The following is a 19,492-nucleotide window of genomic DNA, read 5'->3' on the forward strand; positions in this document are numbered from 1 at the left end:
TCCATGGTTGTGCGGAGGGCTCGTGAGTGATTTGGGTCGTTCTAACGACCTGAATCACTCACGAGCTCGAGAACTGGCGGAAGGGAGCGAGTGTGGCGGAGGACCCGAAGATCCGGCTCGGCGTCGGGCTGGGGACCGCGACGGCACCGGAGGAATTCGGTGCCGCGGTCGACCTGCTGGAGCGGACGGGCATCGATTCCCTTTGGCTGCCCGAGGCGGTGTACTCGCCGAGGATCGACCCGGTCGTCGGACTGACGCACGCGCTCGCCCGCACCTCGAAGCTGAAGGTCGGCACCGGCGTGATGGTGCTGCCCGGCCGCGATCCGGTGCTGGTCGCCAAACAGCTCGCCTCACTCGCCGCGCTCGCGCCGAAAAGGGTGCTCCCGGTCTTCGGTCTGAAGCCCGCGCGCGACGCGGAACTGCCGCTTTTCCCGGTGCCGCAGGGCAGGCGGGCGGCGGTGTTCGACGAATCGCTGCGGCTGATCAGGGCGTTGCTGGAACACGAGGAAGTGACCTTCGAGGGCGAGTTCTTCCGCGTCGAGGGTGCCGGGCTGGGCCTGCGGCCGGTCAAGCGGCTCGACCTCTGGCTCGGCGGGAAGGCGCCGGGCGCGCTGCGGCGAGTCGGCAGGCTCGCGGACGGTTGGCTGGCCAGCTTCATCACTCCGGAGGAAGCCCGTGCCGGCCGCGAGGCGATCCAGAAGGCCGCGGCCGAAGGGGGCCGGGAGGTCGAGGCCGACCACTTCGGGATCAGCCTCGTCGTCGCCGAGGACGGGATCCCGGACGCGCTCGCGGCCTCGGTCGCGGCACGCTCCGATGCCGACCCGTCCCGGCTGATCGCGGGCAGCTGGAGCGCCGCCCGCGCTCTGGTCGCCGAGTACATCGACGCCGGGCTCAGCAAGTTCGTGCTCTATCCGGCCGGTCCGGAACCGATCGAACGGTTCATCGAGAACTTCGTCGAGCACGCTCTCCCGATGCAGAACTAGCTAGTCGAACTTCAGCTCTTCGGTCCGCCGCGGCATCAGCAGCAGCGCGCCGACGCTGAGCACGGCGACCACCAGCATCGCCAGGAAGACGTGGTGCGTGGCGTCCGCGAGGGCGTCACGCACGAACGTCGTCGTCGGTGTCGGCTCGCTCTTGCCTTCCAGTACGACACTGGTCGCGTCGACCCCGGACGGCAGGCCGACGACCCCGGCGGGCGGGTTCGCGAAGCGGTTCGCCAGGGTGGCGTTCGCGATCGCGCCGAACATCGCCACGCCGACGGCGCTGCCCAGCGAGCGGCTGAACATGTTGGTCGCGGTGACGACGCCGCGGCGCTCCCAGCCGATGGTGGACTGCACGGCGATCAGCGTCGGGCTCGACGCCAGGCCCAGCCCGAGCCCGAGGACGAACGCGGCACCGGCCGCCAGCCAGATCGACGAACCGCTCGCCAGGAACACGGTGATCGCGGCGCCGGCGATGACGATCCCGCTGCCGATCAGCGCGGTGTCACGGAAACCGATCCGCATGTAGACCCGCCCGGCGAGCGACGCCGAGATCGGCCAGCCGACGGTCAGCGCCGCCAGCGCGAATCCGGCGACGAGCGCGCCGGTGCCGAGCACGCCTTGCGCGAAGGTCGGCAGGTACGACGTGAGCCCCATCAGCAGCATGCCGACGACGACGGCGATCAGGTTCCCGCCGATCAACGTCCGTTTGGTGAAGATCCACAGCGGCAGCACCGGTTCCTCCGCCTTGCGTTCCACGAGCACGAACGACACCAGCAGCACCACGGAGGCGGCGAAGATCGCCAGGCTCGGCGCAGACGCCCAGCCCCAGGCCACCCCGCCCTCCAGCAGGCCGAGGATGAGCAGCGAGCAGCCGAGCGTGAGCAGCGTGGCGCCCAGGTAGTCGATGCGGTGCGAGCGGCGTTCGACGCGCTCGCTGAAGTTCCGGAACAGCATCCACGCCGCCAGCGCCCCGAGCGGCAGGTTGATGAAGAAGATCCAGCGCCAGTCGAGGTACTCGGCGAACACCCCGCCCAGCGTCGGCCCGACCACCGACGAGACCGCCCAGACGCTGGCGAGATAGCCCTGCACCCGTGCGCGTTCCTCGACCGTGTACATGTCACCGACCATGGTCAGCGCGATCGGCTGGATCGCGCCCGCGCCGATGCCCTGCACCGCGCGGGCGGCGATCAGCACCGGCATGCTCCACGCCGCGCCGCAGAGCACCGAACCGAACAGGAAGGCCGCGATCCCGAAGAACATCACCGGTCGCCTGCCGAACAGGTCGGCGAACTTGCCGTACAGCGGCACGGTGACCGCCTGGGTCAGCAGGTAGATCGAGAACAGCCACGGGAACTGCGAGAAGCCGCCGAGATCGGCGACCACCGAGGGCACCGCCGTCGCGATGATGGTCGAGTCCAGCGCGATCAGGCCGGAACACAGCATCACGGCGATCAGGACGGGGCCGCGTTCGGAGCGGAAACCGACCCCTTTCTTCGCGGTGACCGGGGCCGGGGTGGTCATCTGTGGCGGTCTCCTCGCGTCCATGAAAGGCGTCAACTCCTTCGCATGGGTAAGCATTCCATGGAGACACCCGGTCATGGGACTGATTTCTTCCGTGAGCTTTCCCGCAAAATGGAGCAGATGAACACCTGGATCCGCCCGATCGCCCGTGGCTGGGTTGTCCGCGACACCGTCCCCGGGCCCGACGTCGACGAGTTCGCCGACCCGGACCGGGTGGTCGCCGCGCTCGCCGGGGCTCAGGGCGACAGCCTGCTGGCGGTCCAGCATCCGGCCAGGACCCCGGCCGCGTTGGCGGGCGGCCTCTCGATCGAAGAGGCACTGCCGCAGGCCAGGGCCACTTTCGAACGCATCCGGGAGCAGCACTATCGCCCCGTGTCGGCGGTCGTCGCGCCCTATCGCATCGACGGCCCGGACGGCGTCGCGCTGGGCGTGGTGTGCCTGGTCGACCCGGCCGCGGTCCGCGACGACGGGATGACGCGGGTCCGGCACACCGAGGACGTCTACCCGGACGTCGTCGCGGAGCGGGCCGCGATGCTCGCCGGGCTCGGCGTCGCGACCAGCGCCGCGATGCTGGTCCCCGCGACGGGCGGCCGCGAGCTGACCGCGCTGATCGAACGCAGCTGCCGAGGGCACGTACCCGCCTTGTCCACAGTGGACGGCGTGGGTCGGAAGCACGAACTGTGGCTCGCCGGTCCCGGCGACGGTCAAGACGAACTGCTGGCGGCCTTGGCGGAGATGGATCTCCTGGTCGCGGACGGCAACCACCGGGTCGCGGCCGCCGCGGCGTCGGGGCGTGGCGCGCTGCTGGCGCTGGTCACCGGGGGACCGGGACTGCGGATCGGGCCCATTCACCGGGTGCTCGCCGGCACCGGTCTCGACGCGGCCACACTGGTGCGGCGGTGGACGGAGGCGGGGTTCGACGTCCACCCCGGCTCGCCGGAACCGCCGTCCGAAGCCGGTGAGGTGACCGTGCTGGCGGGGGAGTCCGCGGTGCGGGTGGTGCTCGGAAAGGCGGGCGGCGACCACGCCGTGGTCGAGCAGGAGCTGCTCCGCGGAGCCCTCGGCGTCGATCCGGAGGGGCCGGGTGTGCGGCCGTTGCTGCCGGGCGCCGCGGTGCCCGAAGACGCGGACGCGGTGCTGCTGCTGGCCCCGGTCCCGTACGCGGAGGTGCTCGCCGTGCACGCGGCCGGGCTGAGGATGCCGAGGAAGGCCACCTATTTCACGCCGAAACCACGCAGCGGACTCCTGCTGGCGGGGCTTTGACCTCGTCCGTTCCGGGAGCTTTTGTCGGTGGCCCGGCTTAGGATCGCTTCGTGGAACTGCCCGTGATGCCACCCGTGAAGCCGATGCTGGCCAAGGCCGTGCACGAACTGCCGCGCACGCCGGGCCTGCTGTACGAGCCGAAGTGGGACGGCTTCCGTTGCGTGGTCTTCCGCGACGGTGACGAGGTCGTGCTGGGCTCGCGCAACGACAGGCCACTGACGAGGTACTTCCCCGAGCTGGTCGACCTGCTCAAGGACGCGCTGCCCGAGCGCTGCGTCGTCGACGGCGAGATCGTGCTCGTCACCGAGGGCGGGCTCGATTTCGAGGCGCTGCAATTGCGGCTGCATCCGGCGGCGTCCCGGGTGCACAAACTGGCCGCGGAGACGCCGACCAGTTTCGTGGTGTTCGACCTGCTCGCCCTCGGCGACCGGGATCTCACGCCGGAGCCGTTCGGGGAGCGGCGGAAGCTGCTCGAAAGCGTCGTCGACACGAAGTTCGCCCGTGTCCATCTCACGCCGCTGTCCGAGGACCCGGATGTCGCACAGGACTGGTTCACCCGCTTCGAGGGCGCGGGCTTCGACGGCGTAATGGCCAAGCCCGCCGACGCGCCGTACGAACAGGATAAGCGGGTGATGTGGAAGGTCAAGCACCAGCGGACCGCGGACTGCGTCGTCGCCGGGTTCCGGTGGCACAAGGACGGTGTCGGTGTCGGGTCGCTGCTGCTCGGCCTCTACAACGACGAAGGCGCCCTGCAGCACGTGGGGGTGGCCAGCAGCTTCACCGCCGCGAGGCGCCGCGAACTGGTGGACGAACTCGCGCCACTGCGGGAGAACGCGCTGGAGAACCACCCCTGGCGTGAGTGGGCCGAGGCCCACGAGGAGGCGGGTGGCCGGATGCCCGGCGCGAGCAGCCGATGGGCGCCGAAGAAGGACCTGAGCTGGGAGCCGCTCCGCATCGAATGGGTCGCCGAGGTCCGCTACGAGCACGTCGAGGGAACGCGGTTCCGTCACGGTGGCAGGCTCGTGCGCTTCCGTCCCGACCGCGACCCGGCCTCCTGCACCTACGCGCAGCTGGAAGAGGTCCCACCCGCCGAGCTGGCCACGATGTTCACCGAGCTGGGGGAAACATGAAGTCGGAACCGGTCACGCTGGATCTCGACGGCGTCGAATTCACGGTGTCCAAGCCGGGCAAGGTCTACTTCCCGGAGAACGGCGAGACCAAATTGGACCTCGTCGAGTACTACCGCGCGGTTTCCGGTCCGCTGCTGGCACAACTCGGCGGACGGCCGCTGCTGCTGGAGCGCTACCCCGACGGTGCGGGCGGCAAATCCTGGTTTCAGAAGCGGGTCCCGAAGAACGCGCCCGAGTGGCTGACCACGACGGTGGTGTCCACTCCGAACGGGACCACTTCGGACGCGCTCGTGGCGAAGGACCTCGCGCATGTCATCTGGGCGGTCAACCAGGGCTGCCTCGGCTTTCACGTCTGGCCGAACCGGGCCGACGCGCCGGACGTCAGCGACCAGTTGCGGATCGACCTCGACCCGTCGCCCGGGATCGGTTTTCCCGAGTTGCGCCGCGGTGCGGTCCTGACGAAGGCGCTGCTCGGGGAACTGGGCATCACCGCGCAGCTGAAGACGTCGGGGTCACGCGGCCTGCATCTCTACGTGCCGCTGGAACCGAAATGGGAGGGCTACGAGGTCCGTGCCGCCGCCGTCGCGCTCGCCCGCGAACTGGAGCGCCGTCACCCGGAGGAGATGACGGCGCAGTGGTGGAAGGAAGAACGCGGCTCGCGGGTGTTCGTCGACTTCAATCAGAACGCGCCGCACAAGACGGTGTTCGGCGCGTGGTGTGTGCGGCCGCGGGTCGGCGGGCAGGTGTCGACGCCGATCGGCTGGGATGAACTGGAGACCGTCGAGCCGGACAAGCTCACGCTGTCCACTGTGCCCGCTCGCTTCGCCGAACGCGGAGACCCTTGGGCGGAAACGAAACCGCAGTCGATCGAGCCGCTGCTGGAGATGTCCGAGAAGGACATGGAGAACGGGCTCATGGACGCGCCATGGCCGCCCGTGTACCCGAAGATGCCTAACGAGCCGCCTCGCGTCGCGCCGAGCCGGGCGAAGAAGTAACGCGTTTAGTCCTCTAAATGCGGTAGTAGCGCGTTTAGAGGACGATACGCGTTCTAGAGCGGCAGGTTGAAGGCGAGTTGCGTGTTCGCGGCGGGCTCGGCCTTGCGTGTGGTCCGGTGGCCGGGCAGGGTCGCGGCGCACCGCGGGCATGGAACGACGTCGGTGGTGGTGAGATCGACAGGGGTCCACCGGCGAGCTTCCTTGTCCCCGCAGGCGGAACGCCGATAACGCAGGTCTTCGGAGCGGGTCATCAGATGCGCGGCGGGAGAATTCTCCGGCAGCGCGCCGACCAGATACCAGCGTCCGGCGGTGTTCGTCATGGAACTGTCCTCCCGATACAGGTGGTCCAGCTCGAGATTCCTTCCGGGAATCAGTGTCAAGGAGACACGCGGCGATTCCCGGTATTTCGGCTTTCGGCGTGTCGAGCCGGATTCAGTCCTGGACGAAGCGCAGGACGCGGAGCATTCCCCGCTCGTCGACGACGCCGGGATCGTCCGCGACGCATTCCTCGAGACGCGCGGTGACGGCCTCGGTGTCGATCCCCGAGCCGATCAGTACCAGTTCACTCCGGCGCGGCGCGCCCGACGGCCACGCCGACCGTTCCACCTGGATGAACGAGCCCACCGTGTGCAGGCCGAAGCGGGACCGCGGGCCGTTCGGGCCGAAGTCGAGGAAGCCTTTGATCCGGTAGAGCCCACCGGGACGCTGTTCGAGGAAGTCCATCAGCCGTCGCGGTTCCAGCGGTCGCTCGGCGGTGAAGGCGACGCTGTCGTAGGCGGTGTGGAAGTGGTGTTCGTGGTCGTGCTCTTCCTCGCGGAGGTCGTCGAACGACAGCTGGCCCACCCGTTCGCGCGGCCTGGCGTCGAAGAAGAGGGTGGGGTCGATCCGGCCGTGCGAGGTCGCGATGACCGGGGTGCCGGGCGCGATCTCGTCGATCGTGCCGCGCAGCTTGGCCAAGGCGTCCTCGTCGGCCCGGTCGGTCTTGTTGAGCACGATCAGGTCGGCGAATCCGAGGTGTTCGTCGAGCTCCGGGTGGCGCGCCCTGGTCTGGTCGAATTCGGCCGCGTCGACGAGTTCGACCAGACCGCCGTAGGCGATGGCGGGGTTCTCGCTGGCGATCATCAGCCGGATGAGATCACGCGGTTCGGCCAGGCCGCTGGCTTCGATCACGATGACGTCGATGCCGGCCTCGGCCTCGGAAAGTTTGGCAAGCATGGCGTCGAGCCCGCTCGCGTCGACGGCGCAGCACAGGCAGCCGTTGCCGAACGACATCATCGTGTCGACCTGGCCGGAGACGGCCATCGCGTCCACCGCGATGCTGCCGAAGTCGTTGACCACGACGCCGATCCGCGCACCCTGACGGTTGGCCAGCAGGTGATTGAGCAGGGTGGTCTTCCCGGAACCGAGGAAGCCCGCGACCAGGATGACCGGGATCCGCCTGTCGACCACGAGCTTCCTTTCCGTCGGAGGTCCCCGCACTCTAGCGACGGCGAGCAGGGGGCAATACACCGGTCCGGGGAGAAAGCAGAAGAAGGAACGAGTAAAAGCACTCGAAGGAGTGACCGGCGCTATCGGTCGAAAGATCATAAAAGAGATCTTGGGAATGCGTGATCATTTCACCGGGCGTAATTCGGTGAATCTTCCGCGAAGTCGCACACAATTCCAAATATTGTCGTCGGCAAGCTTTCTGCCTGCGTAAACAGGCTCCGACATGGAGCTTCTGCCATTTGGTGGATAGTGTCGGTGTTTCTGTGGGGTATCGTCCTTCGTCTGGTCCCGGACCCGGCCACCTCGCCGATCAGGCGTGCCCCTCCGGGCATTTCCCGAAGTGCAGGAGGAATGGTGATCGTTCCCGCCGCCGGTGCCGGCGTCGAATTCGGAGAGTGGGAAGCCGAAGTGAAGACGGCGTCCATGCGGGTGACGGACATCCCCCGTTTGCCTCCGGAGACGGACTCGCGGGGACGCAGCGTGGACGTGGCCGAGGCAGAGGACTTCCTCCGGCTCTTCCACGCCGAAGGGGGCGCCGGGGAAGCACGGCTGCGCGAGCGGCTCGACCGGGTCCGCGCCGAGATCCACGAGACCGGCGCCTATCGCCACACCACGGCCGAAGTCGAGTTCGGCGCACGGGTGGCCTGGCGGAATTCCGCGCGCTGTATCGGCAGGCTGTACTGGCAGGGGTTGAAGGTGCGAGACCGTCGTGACGTCACCGGCGCGGCCGCCATCGCCGAGGAGTGCGTCACCCATTTGCGTGAAGCGACCCGGGGCGGCCGGATCCGCTCGACCGTCACGGTGTTCGCGCCGGACGGCCCGGCCGGGCCGGGGCCGAAGATCCACAACGACCAGCTCATCCGATACGCCGGCTACCGGCTCGGCGACGGCTCGGTACTGGGCGATCCGCGCTACGCCGACTTCACCGAGTCCGTCCAGGCGCACGGTTGGCGCCCGCCCGAGCGCAAGGGCTCGTTCGACGTGCTCCCGCTGCTCATCGAGGCCGAAGCGGGGGAGCGGCGCCTGTTCCGGCTGCCGTCCGAGGCGGTGCTGGAGGTCCCGCTGTCGCATCCCGACCATCGGTGGTTCGCCGGACTCGGGCTGCGCTGGCACGCGGTACCGGCGATCAGCAACATGCGCCTGGAGATCGGCGGGATCACCTATCCCGCGGCGCCGTTCAACGGCTGGTACCTCGCCACCGAGGTCGGCGCGCGCAACCTCGCCGACACCGACCGCTACGACCTGCTGCCGGTGATCGCGGATCTGATGGGCCTGTCGACGGCGTCGGAGCGCACCCTGTGGCGCGACCGCGCGCTGGTCGAACTGACGCTGGCCGTCCAGCACTCCTTCGACGCGGCGGGGGTGACCATCGCCGACCACCACACCGAGTCGCGGCGGTTCCTCACCCATATCGCCAAGGAAGAACGCGCGGGCCGCCGCTGCCAGGCGGAGTGGAGCTGGATCGTCCCGCCGTTGTCCGGCGGGCAGACCGCGGTGTTCCACCGCTACTACGACGAACCCGACCCGGCCTTGAGACCGGCTTTCCTGCCACCGGGATGAACGACGCCCCGACGGGTGAAGAGGTGAACCGAATGCGGCGTGTCGATGAGCCGGGCGGCGGTACGGGTTGCGGCCGCGCGGACAATGGGGACATGACCGCAGTACTCGTCGCCCACGCCGGGAAGTCGGGCGGGACAAGGGAGATCGCCGAGGTGATCGCCGCCGAACTGCGGGAGGCCGGTCTGACGGCCGATCTGCTGGACGCCGCCGAGGTCGAGGACGTCGAACCGTACGGCGCGGTGATCGTCGGCAGCGCGCTGTACCACCGGCGCTGGCGGCCGGAGGCGGTGCGCCTGCTCACCGAGCACGAGGAGGCGCTCCGGACCCGTCCGGTCTGGCTGTTCCACAGCGGGCCCTGCGGGCCGCTCGCCGCGGGTAAACGGGTCAGCCTGCCCGCCGGGGTCGCCTTGCTCGCCGCGCGGATCGACGCCGAGCGCACGGCCACCTTCGGGGGCAGGCTCACCCCGGCCACCGCGCGGGGCCTGTTCTGGAAGATCATGGCCGCGGGCCCCTGGGCGGGTGACTTCCGCGACTGGCCGTCGATCCGGACCTGGGCGCGCGACGTCGGCCGCCGCGTGCGTAGCCGGGTCGCATTTTGAAAGACGGTTTTGTCGGTGCCCTGACGTAGGGTGCCGCCATGGACAAACGGTTCACCGCGACGCTGCTCAAAAGCCCGGAGAAGGGCGGCTGGACGTATGTGGTCATGCCCGGCTCCGCCGAGTTCTTCGGCACCAAGGGCTGGTCAAGGTGCGCGGGACCATCGACGGACATCCGTTCCGGAGTTCGTTCATGGCGTTGGGCGACGGCACCCACAAACTCCCGGTGAAGGCCGACGTGCGCAAGGCGATCGGCAAGGAAGAGGGCGACACCGTGGACGTCGTCCTGCTCGAACGGCTGGAGGGCTGAGTGGCGGCGGAATGGAAACCGTCCCCGGTCATCAAGATCTACGAGGCACTCGGCGCGGTGGCCGACGGGCGGGTCGAGGTCGACGGTGACGCGGCGCGCGTCGCGTCGTCGGACAAGGCGAAGACGTACGACGTGCGCCACGATCCGGTCGCGGGTTCGATCACGGCCAACGACAACGGGTCGTACTGGCAGGGGTATCTCGGCTATCCGGGCATCGCGTTCCTGATGGAGCGCGGCGTGCTCACCTACGACCGCGACCTCGCCGCCGAACTGGCGGGCGTGCCGTGGAAGGAACTCGCCACCCGGTATCGCAACGACTGGGCGAAGGTCGAGAAGCACGTCCGCGCCGACCTGTCCGAGCGTGGTGTGGACCTGGACCGGTTCGACGCCGGACTGGCGGAAATCTCCGCTCAACTGGAGAAATTGGCGCTCACCAAGCTTTCCCCGCGGCTGCGTCCGCCGAAGTGACGCGGATGTTCTTCGCTTGACCTCGAGTTAGGTCGAGATCTTAGCGTGAGCCGGGTCAAGATCCCCGGGCACGTGAGGAGAACATTCCGATGGCTGTTTCGGCACAACGGCGGGCGGAGGTGGCCCCGCCGCCGGACAAGGTTCCGGCCGAGACCTGGCGGATGGCCTGGGTGATCGTGCTCGGCGCTTTCATGACCATGCTGGACACCACGGTCCTCGCGGTGGGCGCCGAGACGCTCACCCGTGAGTTCGGCGCCGGAATCGCTTCCGTGCAATGGGTTTTCACCGCCTACCTGGTGGCGCTCGCGGTCGCGCTGCCGCTGTGCGGCTGGCTCAGCCGCCGCTTCGGCGCCGGCCGGGTCTGGCTGGTTTCGCTGGCGGCGTTCACCGTGGCTTCGGTGCTGTGCGCCCTCGCCGGGAACATCGGCTGGCTGATCGGGTTGCGTGTGCTGCAGGGCCTCGCCGCCGGATTGCTCCTGCCCGCCGGGCAGACGGTGCTCGGCCAGGCCGTCGGACCCGCCCGGCTCGGCCGGGTCATGGGGACGCTGGGCATCGTGATGAGCGTCGGCCCGACGTTCGGCCCGCTCCTCGGCGGTGTCCTGTTGCGCGTGCTGTCGTGGGAATGGTTGTTCCTGATCAACATCCCGGTCGGAGTGGTCGCGCTGGTACTCGGACTGCGCCTGGTTCCCCGTGGCGAGAAAGGCGCGGCGACGCGTCCCGACTGGCTCGGCTTCCTCCTGGTGACCGCGGCGATCCCGGCGCTGCTGTACGGGCTCACCATGTGGGGCGAGGGCGGTCAAGAATTCGGCGCGAGGATCCTGGTGCCCCTCGTCGCGGGGGCCGTGTTCCTGGCGTTGTTCATCCGGCGCTCGTGGGGCCGCGAGAACCCGGTCATGGATCTGACCCTGTTCCGGAGCCGGGTCTACACCGCGGCCGCCGCCCTCTCCTTCTTCGCCGCCCCGGCGTTGTTCGGCGCGCTTTTCCTGCTGCCGCTGTATTTCCAGGTTCTCGGCGGAAACGGGGTCGTCGAGACGGGGCTGCTGCTGATGAGTCTCGGGGTCGGTACGGCGATCGCGCTGCCGCTCGCCGGGAGGCTCGCCGACCGGTACGGTGCCGGTCTCATCGCGGCATGGGGGAGTGTCGCGACGCTCGCCACCACGGTTCCGTTCGCCATCGGCGGCTTCCCCCCGGACGGTGTCGTCGTGCAGATCCTGTTGGTGGCCAGGGGTCTCGCCGTGGCCTTCCTGCTGATGCCCGCGACGACGGCAGGCTACGCGGCCGTCACCAAGGAGCAGATGCCCGACGCCGCCGCGCAGATCAACATCGTCACCCGCGTCGGCGGGGCGGCGGGGACGGCGCTGTTCGCCGTCGTACTGGCGAACCTGCTGCCGTCGGGGACGGAGATGGCGTTCCGGGCGGCGTTCTGGTGGCTCACCGCCGCCGCCGCGATCGCGGTGGTGCTGGGAGCAAGGCTCTGGTTGGTGTCGCGTCGCGCCTGACCTCGTGAGTGGTAATGACGGTTAGAACCGTCATTACCACTCACGAGACCGCGTGCTCAGCCGCAGTGTTCCGAGGGACTGTTGTACGTGACACCGCCCGCGGAACCGCCCCACCGGACGCATTTGTCCGCGGCGGACGCACGGACCGGACCGGCGAACCACGCGAACGAGCCGGAGTCGGTGATCCGGGACGCGCCTTGGACCTCGAGGTAGGCCGACGTCGCCGTCGCGTTGCCCGCGGCCGTGCTCTTCATCGTGCTGACACAGTTCTGCCCGTTGGAAGCGTTGTAGGACAGGTAAACCGTGCCTGCCGTCCCGAGTGGAGCCGAATCGATGACGCCGTATCCGCCACCGCACACCGGGGCGCCGAGCGTGGTCTCGGTGACGGTCGAGAAGCGGATGGTCTCGTTGGCGTTGCCCGCCGGGCCCGCTTCGTACAGCACGCCGACCGAACCCGAGGACAGCTGGACCATGTCGGAGTACGCGGCGTCGCCGCTCCACACCAGCGTTCCGGCGGAGTTGCCCTGCCAGTTGGCGCCTTCGTCGAACGACGATCGCACGACGAGTTCCTTACGACGGTCGCAGACCGACGGCGCGGCGAACAAGATCCGGTTGTACTTGCCCGCCTTGTCGGTCGCGGTCATCCGCGCGGTCGAGGCCTGCACGACCGGGGTGATCAGGTCCTCCTCGAAGGTGAATTTGGTGGAAAAGCTCGCTCCGCCGTCGGAACTGATGGCGTAGGCACGGTTCCTCGCGCCACCGCTGAGGCACTTGTCGCCGTTGTTGGCCTGGTTGCGCGCCGCGGCGTAGACCCGGCCGTCGAGCAGTTCGGTGACGCTGATCTCCTGCGGGTTCAGCGCGGCCGACGTCGCCGGGGTGTCGGTGGCGCCGCGCTTCCAGGTGACGCCCTGGTCGTCGCTGTAGACGAGCGCGCCGCTGTTCTTTCCGTCGATGGTGTAGCTCATCCCGGCGACGATCCGGCCGGCGTGCGCGCCGCGGGTCAGGACGATGCCGTGCGACGGGCCGGTCGCGAGCCATCCCGGCGCGGTGCTGAATCCGAGCTGGGTGGTGAGCACCTTGGGCGCGGTCCAGGTCTGGCCGTTGTCGTCGCTGAGCGAAACTCGCGGAATCCGGTTGCAATCGGGGTTCTTGACGCATTCCATCACCGAGAGCAGCACGATCCGTCCGGTGGAAGGAATCACGATCGGCGTGGGATTTCCCTTGGTGTCACCGAAACCTTCGATGACGACCTTCGGCGCGCTCCAGGTCTTCCCGTTGTCGGAGGAGCGTTTCACTACAAGGTCGATGTCACCGCTGTCATTGCAGAAGCTGGCGCCGCCGTTGCGGCCTTCGGCGAACGCGAGCAGATCACCGTTGTTGGCCTTGACAACGGCGGGGATTCTGAAGCAGTCGTAACCTTCTGTTTTCTCTTTGTACACCACCGTGTTTCCGACGGCGGCCGTCGCGGCGGGAGCGGCGAGTGAGGTGGCTGGGATGGCGCCGACCGCCGCGATGGCGACGAGGGCCGCGAACAGGCCCTGTGCGACGCGAGTGATCTTCACGGGAGTGCTCCGTCCTGGATTCGATTCCGGGTGACGGGACAGCAGAGTCCCTCCCTGTCGTACAAGGCGCGTACAACCCGGTTTCGCGTTCTGTGTCAGGTGACGCAGAACGACGGCGCTTTTCCTGCCAGAGTTCCTTCAGCCGGCCACGGCGTGACATCGGAAGGGGAGGGCCGAATGAAGGTGATCGATCCCGAGGGGCGTCAGTGGGAGAGCATTCGCCGTTTCGCGCCGTGGCGCCGGTGGGTACAGCCGTTCGCGCTGCTCAAGGGCGGCTACCGGCACTACCGGATCACAGCGGACTGGACGCTGTATCTCAAGGACTTGCCCAACGACCGCGAGGACAGTCGCGAGGGCGCCAAGGACGGTCCCGTGGACAAGGCGGCCATCGGTCTGATGGGCGTGGTGTTCCTCCTGCAAGCGCTCGTCGAGTTCCCGTTCTATCTGCTCCTCGGGCTGGTGCTGGTGCCGGTTCGGCTGCTGGAGATGCTGGCGCAGGTCGTCGCGGGGTCCGCCGCGCGGGCTGTCCGGTGGTTCCGGAAGGCACCGGAGCGGGTCGATGTCGCCGGCTGGAACAACGATCGGACCGGTCTTGTCTCGCTGACGATCCTCAAGGTCCACAGAGACCTCGCAGACCCGTTGGTCGCCGAACTGGGCGGCCTGTGCCGTGCCCGCGTCATGTTCGACCCCGGCGATCCGGGCGTGCGCGAGGTGCTCACTCGCTTCGGTGCGAGGGTGGAGCGGCATCGGACCCTGCTCCGCCGCCGGGCTCCCCGGATCGCCGTATGACGACCGGCGGCTCAGTGGTCGTCGGGCGTGAGCTGTCTGAGGTCGTGCAGGCTCCGGACGACCAGCCGCTGGCGGCCCGTGCTGAGCAGTCCGTCGGCGCGCAGGGTCCGCAGGGTCCGCGCGACCGCTTCCCGTGACGCGGATGCGAGACCGGCCAGGTCGCGCTGGCTGATCCGCAAAGCGATCAGGGTGCCGTCGGGGACGGCGACGCCGTAGCGCTCGGCGAGGTCGACCAGGATCGCGGCGATCCGCTCGGCGGCGGTGCTGTCGCCGAATTCGGTGCGGCGCGAATTGGCGTAACGCAGGCGGGAGGTGATGATCCGGAGCAGGACCACGGAGATACCGGCGTGCCGGCGGAGCACGGAGTTGAACGACCTCGCGGACAGCCACAGCCCGGTGACCGGTTCGACGGCGACCGCCGTCGCCGACCGCAGGCTGCCGTCCATCGACGCCATCTCGCCGATGATGTCGCCGGGGTCGCGGACGGCCAGCACGGCGTCGTAACCGCCGGTGGACACCGACGTGATCTTGACCCGCCCGGTCATCAGGATCAGCACCCAGTCCGACCGGTCACCCTCGCGGATGATCACCGTGCCGGCCGGGTACCGGCGCAGCTCGGCTTCGGCGCGCAGCGCCTTGCGCTCGACGTCGTCGAGCAGCTCCCAGAGCCTGCCGGGTGAATCGTGCGGCTCCGCCGCCGGCTGTGTCATGCCTTCTCGTCGCCTCCGTGGGCGATGGTACGAGCAGACCGCGCCGGGTGTTAAGCGGGGAGCTCTTGGTATGCCTGGGAAAGGCGTCGGATACCGTCCCGAACCTGTGCGCCGGTCGCGGCGCTGACGTAGCTCAGGCGCAGATAGGGCCCCGGTGCCTCGGCCGCGAAATAGAGCCTGCCGGGCGTGACCGCTACTCCGGCGCGGAAAGCAGCGCTGGTCAACGTCACTTCGTCGGCGGATCCGGGCAGCGGTTGCCACAGGTGATAGCCACCGGTCGGGACCGGGACGGTGTGCCACGAGGGCAGGAACTCCCGCAGAGCCGAGACGGCGACGTCGCGGCGTTCGCGCAACGCGGCGGCGAGTGTCCGCAGATGGCGCGTCCAGGCGGGAGAACTCACCAGTTCCAGCGCGGTTTCCTGCAAGGGCCGGGGTACGAAGAAGCTCTCGACGGCGTGGAGTCCCCGCAGTCGTTCCAGCGCCGGGCCGCGGGCGGCCAGCGCGCTGATCCGCAGGCTCGGTGACGCCGGTTTCGTGAGCGACCGGATGTGCACCACGACACCGTCGGGGTCATCGGCCACGAGCGGTGGCGGGGGAGCCGGACTGCCGGGATGCGCCATCAGCCGCGCGAAATCGTCCTCGACGACGAAAGCACCCGCGTCACGGGCGATCCGCAGGACCTCGGCCCGGCGTTCGGCGCACAGGACCGCGCCGGTCGGGTTCTGGAAGGCGGGCTGGCAGACGAACAGCCGCGCGCCGGTGTCGCGGAAGGCGTCCGCGAGGAGTTCGGGGCGGACGCCGTCGCGGTCGATCGGCACCGGGACCGGCCGCAGCCCCGACGCCCTCGCGATGGCCAGCATCCCCGGATAGGTCGGCGATTCCACCAGCACCGGCGCGCCGGGGGCGCCGAGCGCGCGCAACGCCGTGGTCAGCGCGCTCTGCCCGCCCGCGGTGACCAGGACGTTCTCGACGTTCACCGGGCTGCCGATGTCGCGGGCGAACCAGGCCCGCAATTCGGGGAGGCCGCAGATCGGCGGCCGGGTCCAGGCGCCGGGACGACGGCCGGCCCTGGCCGACGCCGCCGCGAGTTCCCGCTCCGGTTGCAGGCTGGGATGCGTGTAGCCACCGTTGAGGTCGATGACGCCCGACGGCGGGTCGCTCAACGCGGTCAGCACCCCGGTCGCGTCGATCGCGCGGAGGCCGGACTGGGAACTGAGCGACACCTCCTGCCACGAGACGTCGCCGGTCACCACCGATTCGCGACGCGGCGGGGCGCGGAAGACACCGGCGCCGGGGCGGGTGATCACCAGACCTTCCGAGGCCAGTGCGGCGATGGCGCGCGACACCGTCACCGGGCTCACCTTCAGCTGCCGCACGAGCTCGCGGCTGGATGGGAGCTTTCCTTCGATCGGATAGCGCTCTAGCTCGGAACGCAGCTGTTTGACCAGGCTGGCGACGCTGCTACCATCGGACATGAGACTGGATGATAGCGCTATCGCGGACCGGGCAATAGCGGTCCGCTCCGGGACGGTGCTGGCGGCGCTGGGTGTCTTCGCCTTCTCCTTCACGTTCCCCGCCACCGTCTGGACGCTCAAGGGTTTCGGCCCGTGGACCGCCACCGGGGCACGATGCGTCCTCGCGGCACTGGTCGCCGCCGCCTTTCTCCGCGCGTTCCGGGTCCCGCTGCCGAAGCGCGAACAATGGCGCGGCCTCGCCGTGGTCGCCGTCGGCTGCGTCCTGGGGTTCCCGACCCTGACCACCCTCGCCCTGCAGACGTCGTCGACGGCGCATTCCGCGGTGGTGATCGGCATGCTGCCGATGGCCACCGCCGTCGTCTCGTCGAGGCTCACCGGGCACCGGCCGTCCCGCCGGTTCTGGCTCGCCGCCGCGGTGGGCGCGCTCGCGGTGGTGGTGTTCACCGTGAGCCAGAGCGGCGGCGGACTGTCCACAGCGGACCTGTTCCTGTTCGCCGCGCTCGTGCTGTGCGCGTTCGGATATGCCGAGGGCGGCAGGCTGGCCAGGGAGATGGCCGGCTGGCAGGTGATCGCCTGGGCGCTGGTCCTCGCGCTGCCGGTCACCGCCGCGCTGACGGTCTTCGGCTCGCTGACCGAACCGCTGCACCTCGGCGGCGAGGCGATCGTCGGCCTGTTGTACGTCGCGCTCATCTCGCAGTTCGGCGGCTTCTTCGTCTGGTACCGGGGAATGGCCGAGATCGGGGTCGCGCGGGCGAGCCAGTTGCAGCTGGCGCAGCCACTGCTGACGCTGGTCTGGGCGGTCCTGCTGCTCGGCGAGCACCTTCCGGCGGCCGCGCCGGTGACGGCGTTGATCGTGGTCGCCTGCATCGTGGTGACCCAGCGCTCACGCGCTTAGCTCCACAGCCACGTCGCGATTCCGCCAGACCGCGGTGTCCGCGCGGTGATGGGCTGGGGTAGATGACCGCCTCGACTCTCGACACCTCCGCCCGGACCCCGCTGAAGGGATGGCTCGCCGTCCTCGCGGTGACACTGGGGATCTTTTCCCTCGTCACCACGGAGATCCTGCCGATCGGCCTCCTGACCCCGATCGGCGAGGACTTCCGGATCACGCCGGGGACGGCGGGCCTGACCATGACCCTTCCCGGCTTTCTCGCCGCGCTCGCCGCGCCTGCCGTCACCGTCGCCGCCGGGCGGATCGACCGGCGGGCCTTGATGTGCGCCCTGATGGTGGTGCTGGCACTGGCCGATGTCGTCGCGGCGACCGCGCAGGCCTACTGGGCGGTCTTGGTCTCCCGGATCCTGGTCGGGCTGGTGATCGGCGCGTTCTGGGCGATCGGTTCCGGGCTCGCCGCGCGGCTCGTCGGTCCCGCACGGGCGGGTACGGCGACGGCGGTGATTTTCTCGGCCGTGCCACTCGGCTCGGTTCTGGGTGTGCCGGCGGGGACGTTCGTCGGTGACCTGTTCGGCTGGCGGGCGGCCTTCGCCGTGCTGGGTGTCTTCACGATCGGTGTCCTCGCCCTGCTCACCGTGTCGCTGCCTCCGCTGCCTTCGGCGGGCACCACCCGGCTCGGTGTCCTGCGTGAGCTGACGCGCGGGCGGACGACCCGGCTCGGCCTGCTCGTCACGATGCTGGTCGTGCTCGCCCACTTCGGCACCTACACCTACGTCACGCCGCTTCTGCGGGACGTGACCCGGGTGAGCCCTGAGCTGATCACCGTCTTCCTGCTTGTCTACGGCACCGCGGGGATCGTGGGCAACTTCGTCGCGGGGGCGGCGATCGCCCGCGATCTCCGGCTGACCTTCCTCGCCGCCGCGGGGGCGATCGGCGTGGCGACGTGCGCGCTGCCGTTCCTCGGTGGTTTCCCGGCAGGCGCGCTGGCGCTGCTGGTGCTCTGGGGGTTCGCCTACGGGGCGGTCCCGGTCTGCTCGGGCACGTGGTTCGCGAAGGCGGCTCCGCACGCTCCCGAGGCGGCGTCGGTGCTGTTCACCTCGTCGTTCCAGGCGACCCTTTCCGCGGGCGCGTTGCTGGGCGGATTCGTCGTCGACGCGGTGTCCGTCCCGGCGGTGATGCTCGCGGGCGGCGTCGTGGCGCTGCTCGCGGCGGTGGTCCTCAGCCGAGCACGGCGAGTGTGACCAGCGCGGTCGTCCCGACCAGCAGGGTGGAGAGCAGGCCGAGCAGCAGGGCGCGGCCGCCGGTCCGGATCAGCGTGCCGATCCGGACCGCGCACCCGAGCCCGAACAACGCCCCGGCCAGCGACAGCGTGCAGGCGACCTTGGCGACGTCGAGCGCGACGCCCGGCACGATCCCGGTGCTGCGCACGGCGGCCATCGCGAGGAAGCCGATGACGAACAGCGGGACCAGCGGCGGACGCTTGCCGCCGTCGGCGGGTCGGTGGCGTTCGTGCACGCCGACCGCGGCGACCATCGGGGCCAGCAGGACCACCCGGCTGAGTTTGATCACGATGGCGACCGCGACGGCGGCGCTGCCCGCGGGCGTGGCCGCGGCGACGACCTGCGCGACCTCGTGCACGCTGAGCCCAGCCCATTCACCGATCCGGACCGCGTCGAGGCGCAGCCAGCCGCCGAGCAGCGGGACGGCCGCGATGGCGAGCCCGCCGTAGAAGGTGACCAGTGCGACCGCGGTCGCGACGTCGGAGTCCTCCCGTTTCACGACGCCTTCCATCGCGGCGATCGCCGACGCGCCACAGATCGAGAATCCGGTGGCGACCAGCATCGCCAGCCCGCGCGGCACGCCGAGGAGCCTGCCGAGGCCGATCGTGCCGAGGAACGTGATACCCACCGTGAGCACGACGGCGAGCAGGGTGCCGGGGCCGAGCGCCAGCACCGAGGGGAGCGAGAGCTGCAGGCCCAACAGCACGACACCGGCGCGAAGCAGCTTCCTGGTGACGCCGGAGATCGCTTTCCGGGTCTCGTCCGACAGCGCGGGCAGCGAACCCGCGAGGACGCCGAGGACGACGGCGATGGTGAGCGCGCTGACGACCGGCACCGCGGTACCGACCAGGTACGCGGCGGCCACTCCGGCGCCGGTGATGGCCAACGCGGTCAAGTAGGGCTTGGTCGGTCTCGCGTGCGTGGTGCTCATGATCCGAGCATCGCCGCGACGGGTCGGCCTCGGTAGCGGG

At 69.6% G+C, this 19,492-nt stretch carries 18 protein-coding genes and 1 pseudogene; 12 read left to right on the forward strand and 7 right to left on the reverse strand.

Translation table 11 applies throughout. From position 1 onward, the window contains the following. The first annotated feature begins 92 nt into the window (after positions 1-92). A complete protein-coding gene (locus tag ACZ54P_RS11950; protein ID WP_465461522.1) occupies positions 93-983 on the forward strand; it encodes a TIGR03854 family LLM class F420-dependent oxidoreductase in 891 nt (296 codons plus the stop codon). Here the strand turns inward: ACZ54P_RS11950 and ACZ54P_RS11955 are convergent, their stop codons facing one another. After that, on the reverse strand, positions 984-2,504 hold the full coding sequence (locus ACZ54P_RS11955) for an MDR family MFS transporter (RefSeq protein ID WP_465461523.1): 1,521 nt from the start codon (positions 2,502-2,504) through the stop codon (positions 984-986). It abuts the gene before it with no gap. 111 nt (positions 2,505-2,615) lie between these two features. Here ACZ54P_RS11955 and ACZ54P_RS11960 point away from each other — a divergent pair, with 111 nt between their 5' ends. The 3 genes from ACZ54P_RS11960 to ligD are packed head-to-tail and all read left to right on the forward strand — an operon-like array spanning position 2,616 to position 5,892. Then, complete coding sequence (locus tag ACZ54P_RS11960) at positions 2,616-3,767, forward strand: DUF1015 family protein (protein WP_465461785.1); 1,152 nt, start codon at positions 2,616-2,618, stop codon at positions 3,765-3,767. A gap of 50 nt (positions 3,768-3,817) precedes the next feature. Next, a complete protein-coding gene (locus ACZ54P_RS11965) occupies positions 3,818-4,897 on the forward strand; it encodes an ATP-dependent DNA ligase (RefSeq protein ID WP_465461524.1) in 1,080 nt (359 codons plus the stop codon). Then, positions 4,894-5,892 carry a non-homologous end-joining DNA ligase gene (ligD, locus tag ACZ54P_RS11970; RefSeq protein WP_465461525.1) on the forward strand — a complete coding sequence of 333 codons (999 nt, stop codon included), beginning with the start codon at positions 4,894-4,896 and terminating at the stop codon, positions 5,890-5,892. Before ACZ54P_RS11965 ends, ligD begins: the two co-directional genes overlap by 4 nt. Positions 5,893-5,945: 53 nt before the next feature. Here ligD and ACZ54P_RS11975 read toward each other — a convergent pair whose 3' ends face one another. Both ACZ54P_RS11975 and ACZ54P_RS11980 read right to left on the reverse strand, forming a co-directional pair. After that, positions 5,946-6,212 carry a hypothetical protein gene (locus tag ACZ54P_RS11975; RefSeq protein ID WP_465461526.1) on the reverse strand — a complete coding sequence of 89 codons (267 nt, stop codon included), beginning with the start codon at positions 6,210-6,212 and terminating at the stop codon, positions 5,946-5,948. A gap of 112 nt (positions 6,213-6,324) precedes the next feature. Then, entirely contained in the window at positions 6,325-7,341 is a 1,017-nt protein-coding gene (locus ACZ54P_RS11980) for a CobW family GTP-binding protein (RefSeq protein WP_465461527.1), read from the reverse strand. Between the two features lie 390 nt (positions 7,342-7,731). On the opposite strand from ACZ54P_RS11980, the gene ACZ54P_RS11985 reads away from it, so the two are divergent. From ACZ54P_RS11985 to ACZ54P_RS12005, 5 genes and pseudogenes are all read left to right on the forward strand, one after another. Beyond that, positions 7,732-8,940 (forward strand): nitric oxide synthase oxygenase, encoded by a 1,209-nt coding sequence (locus tag ACZ54P_RS11985; RefSeq protein WP_465461528.1) that lies wholly within the window; start codon positions 7,732-7,734, stop codon positions 8,938-8,940. A gap of 92 nt (positions 8,941-9,032) precedes the next feature. Further along, positions 9,033-9,539, forward strand: coding sequence for a flavodoxin domain-containing protein (locus ACZ54P_RS11990; RefSeq protein WP_465461529.1), 507 nt, complete (start codon positions 9,033-9,035; stop codon positions 9,537-9,539). Between the two features lie 38 nt (positions 9,540-9,577). Continuing rightward, positions 9,578-9,846 (forward strand): annotated as a pseudogene (locus tag ACZ54P_RS11995) (DUF1905 domain-containing protein). Then, positions 9,847-10,314 carry a hypothetical protein gene (locus ACZ54P_RS12000; protein ID WP_465461530.1) on the forward strand — a complete coding sequence of 156 codons (468 nt, stop codon included), beginning with the start codon at positions 9,847-9,849 and terminating at the stop codon, positions 10,312-10,314. An 89-nt stretch (positions 10,315-10,403) separates the two neighbouring features. After that, entirely contained in the window at positions 10,404-11,813 is a 1,410-nt protein-coding gene (locus ACZ54P_RS12005; protein ID WP_465461531.1) for a DHA2 family efflux MFS transporter permease subunit, read from the forward strand. A gap of 56 nt (positions 11,814-11,869) precedes the next feature. On the opposite strand, the gene ACZ54P_RS12010 is transcribed toward ACZ54P_RS12005, so the two are convergent. Further along, positions 11,870-13,375 carry a sialidase family protein gene (locus tag ACZ54P_RS12010; RefSeq protein WP_465461532.1) on the reverse strand — a complete coding sequence of 502 codons (1,506 nt, stop codon included), beginning with the start codon at positions 13,373-13,375 and terminating at the stop codon, positions 11,870-11,872. 177 nt (positions 13,376-13,552) lie between these two features. Between ACZ54P_RS12010 and ACZ54P_RS12015 the strand changes: the two genes are divergently transcribed. Continuing rightward, the gene (locus ACZ54P_RS12015) at positions 13,553-14,164 is read left to right on the forward strand and encodes a hypothetical protein (protein ID WP_465461533.1); all 612 of its coding nucleotides are present in this window, start codon (positions 13,553-13,555) and stop codon (positions 14,162-14,164) included. Between the two features lie 11 nt (positions 14,165-14,175). Here the strand turns inward: ACZ54P_RS12015 and ACZ54P_RS12020 are convergent, their stop codons facing one another. Both ACZ54P_RS12020 and ACZ54P_RS12025 read right to left on the reverse strand, forming a co-directional pair. Then, positions 14,176-14,874, reverse strand: coding sequence for a Crp/Fnr family transcriptional regulator (locus ACZ54P_RS12020; protein ID WP_465461534.1), 699 nt, complete (start codon positions 14,872-14,874; stop codon positions 14,176-14,178). Positions 14,875-14,924: 50 nt separating this feature from the next. Then, the gene (locus ACZ54P_RS12025; RefSeq protein WP_465461535.1) at positions 14,925-16,349 is read right to left on the reverse strand and encodes an aminotransferase-like domain-containing protein; all 1,425 of its coding nucleotides are present in this window, start codon (positions 16,347-16,349) and stop codon (positions 14,925-14,927) included. On the opposite strand from ACZ54P_RS12025, the gene ACZ54P_RS12030 reads away from it, so the two are divergent. Both ACZ54P_RS12030 and ACZ54P_RS12035 read left to right on the forward strand, forming a co-directional pair. Then, positions 16,348-17,244: a DMT family transporter gene (locus ACZ54P_RS12030; protein WP_465461536.1), complete on the forward strand. Its 897-nt coding sequence runs from the start codon at positions 16,348-16,350 to the stop codon at positions 17,242-17,244. The genes ACZ54P_RS12025 and ACZ54P_RS12030 overlap by 2 nt on opposite strands. Before the next feature lie 62 nt (positions 17,245-17,306). After that, the gene (locus tag ACZ54P_RS12035) at positions 17,307-18,482 is read left to right on the forward strand and encodes an MFS transporter (RefSeq protein ID WP_465461537.1); all 1,176 of its coding nucleotides are present in this window, start codon (positions 17,307-17,309) and stop codon (positions 18,480-18,482) included. On the opposite strand, the gene ACZ54P_RS12040 is transcribed toward ACZ54P_RS12035, so the two are convergent. Next, positions 18,460-19,452: a YeiH family protein gene (locus ACZ54P_RS12040; RefSeq protein ID WP_465461538.1), complete on the reverse strand. Its 993-nt coding sequence runs from the start codon at positions 19,450-19,452 to the stop codon at positions 18,460-18,462. The two genes, ACZ54P_RS12035 and ACZ54P_RS12040, sit on opposite strands and share 23 nt — an antisense overlap. Between the last annotated feature and the right edge of the window lie 40 nt (positions 19,453-19,492).

It is taken from the genome of Amycolatopsis sp. NPDC034160 (genome assembly GCF_055575355.1).

Coding starts and splice junctions, on each gene's coding strand:
- ACZ54P_RS11985 (WP_465461528.1), top strand. CDS start 7,732: ATGGTGATCGTTCCCGCCGCCGGTGCCGGCGTCGAATTCGGAGAGTGG.
- ACZ54P_RS12025 (WP_465461535.1), bottom strand. CDS start 16,349: ATGTCCGATGGTAGCAGCGTCGCCAGCCTGGTCAAACAGCTGCGTTCC.
- ACZ54P_RS11990 (WP_465461529.1), top strand. CDS start 9,033: ATGACCGCAGTACTCGTCGCCCACGCCGGGAAGTCGGGCGGGACAAGG.
- ACZ54P_RS11975 (WP_465461526.1), bottom strand. CDS start 6,212: ATGACGAACACCGCCGGACGCTGGTATCTGGTCGGCGCGCTGCCGGAG.
- ACZ54P_RS12015 (WP_465461533.1), top strand. CDS start 13,553: ATGAAGGTGATCGATCCCGAGGGGCGTCAGTGGGAGAGCATTCGCCGT.
- ACZ54P_RS11960 (WP_465461785.1), top strand. CDS start 2,616: ATGGAGCAGATGAACACCTGGATCCGCCCGATCGCCCGTGGCTGGGTT.
- ACZ54P_RS12040 (WP_465461538.1), bottom strand. CDS start 19,452: ATGAGCACCACGCACGCGAGACCGACCAAGCCCTACTTGACCGCGTTG.
- ligD (WP_465461525.1), top strand. CDS start 4,894: ATGAAGTCGGAACCGGTCACGCTGGATCTCGACGGCGTCGAATTCACG.
- ACZ54P_RS12035 (WP_465461537.1), top strand. CDS start 17,307: ATGACCGCCTCGACTCTCGACACCTCCGCCCGGACCCCGCTGAAGGGA.
- ACZ54P_RS12005 (WP_465461531.1), top strand. CDS start 10,404: ATGGCTGTTTCGGCACAACGGCGGGCGGAGGTGGCCCCGCCGCCGGAC.
- ACZ54P_RS12030 (WP_465461536.1), top strand. CDS start 16,348: ATGAGACTGGATGATAGCGCTATCGCGGACCGGGCAATAGCGGTCCGC.
- ACZ54P_RS11955 (WP_465461523.1), bottom strand. CDS start 2,504: ATGACCACCCCGGCCCCGGTCACCGCGAAGAAAGGGGTCGGTTTCCGC.
- ACZ54P_RS12020 (WP_465461534.1), bottom strand. CDS start 14,874: ATGACACAGCCGGCGGCGGAGCCGCACGATTCACCCGGCAGGCTCTGG.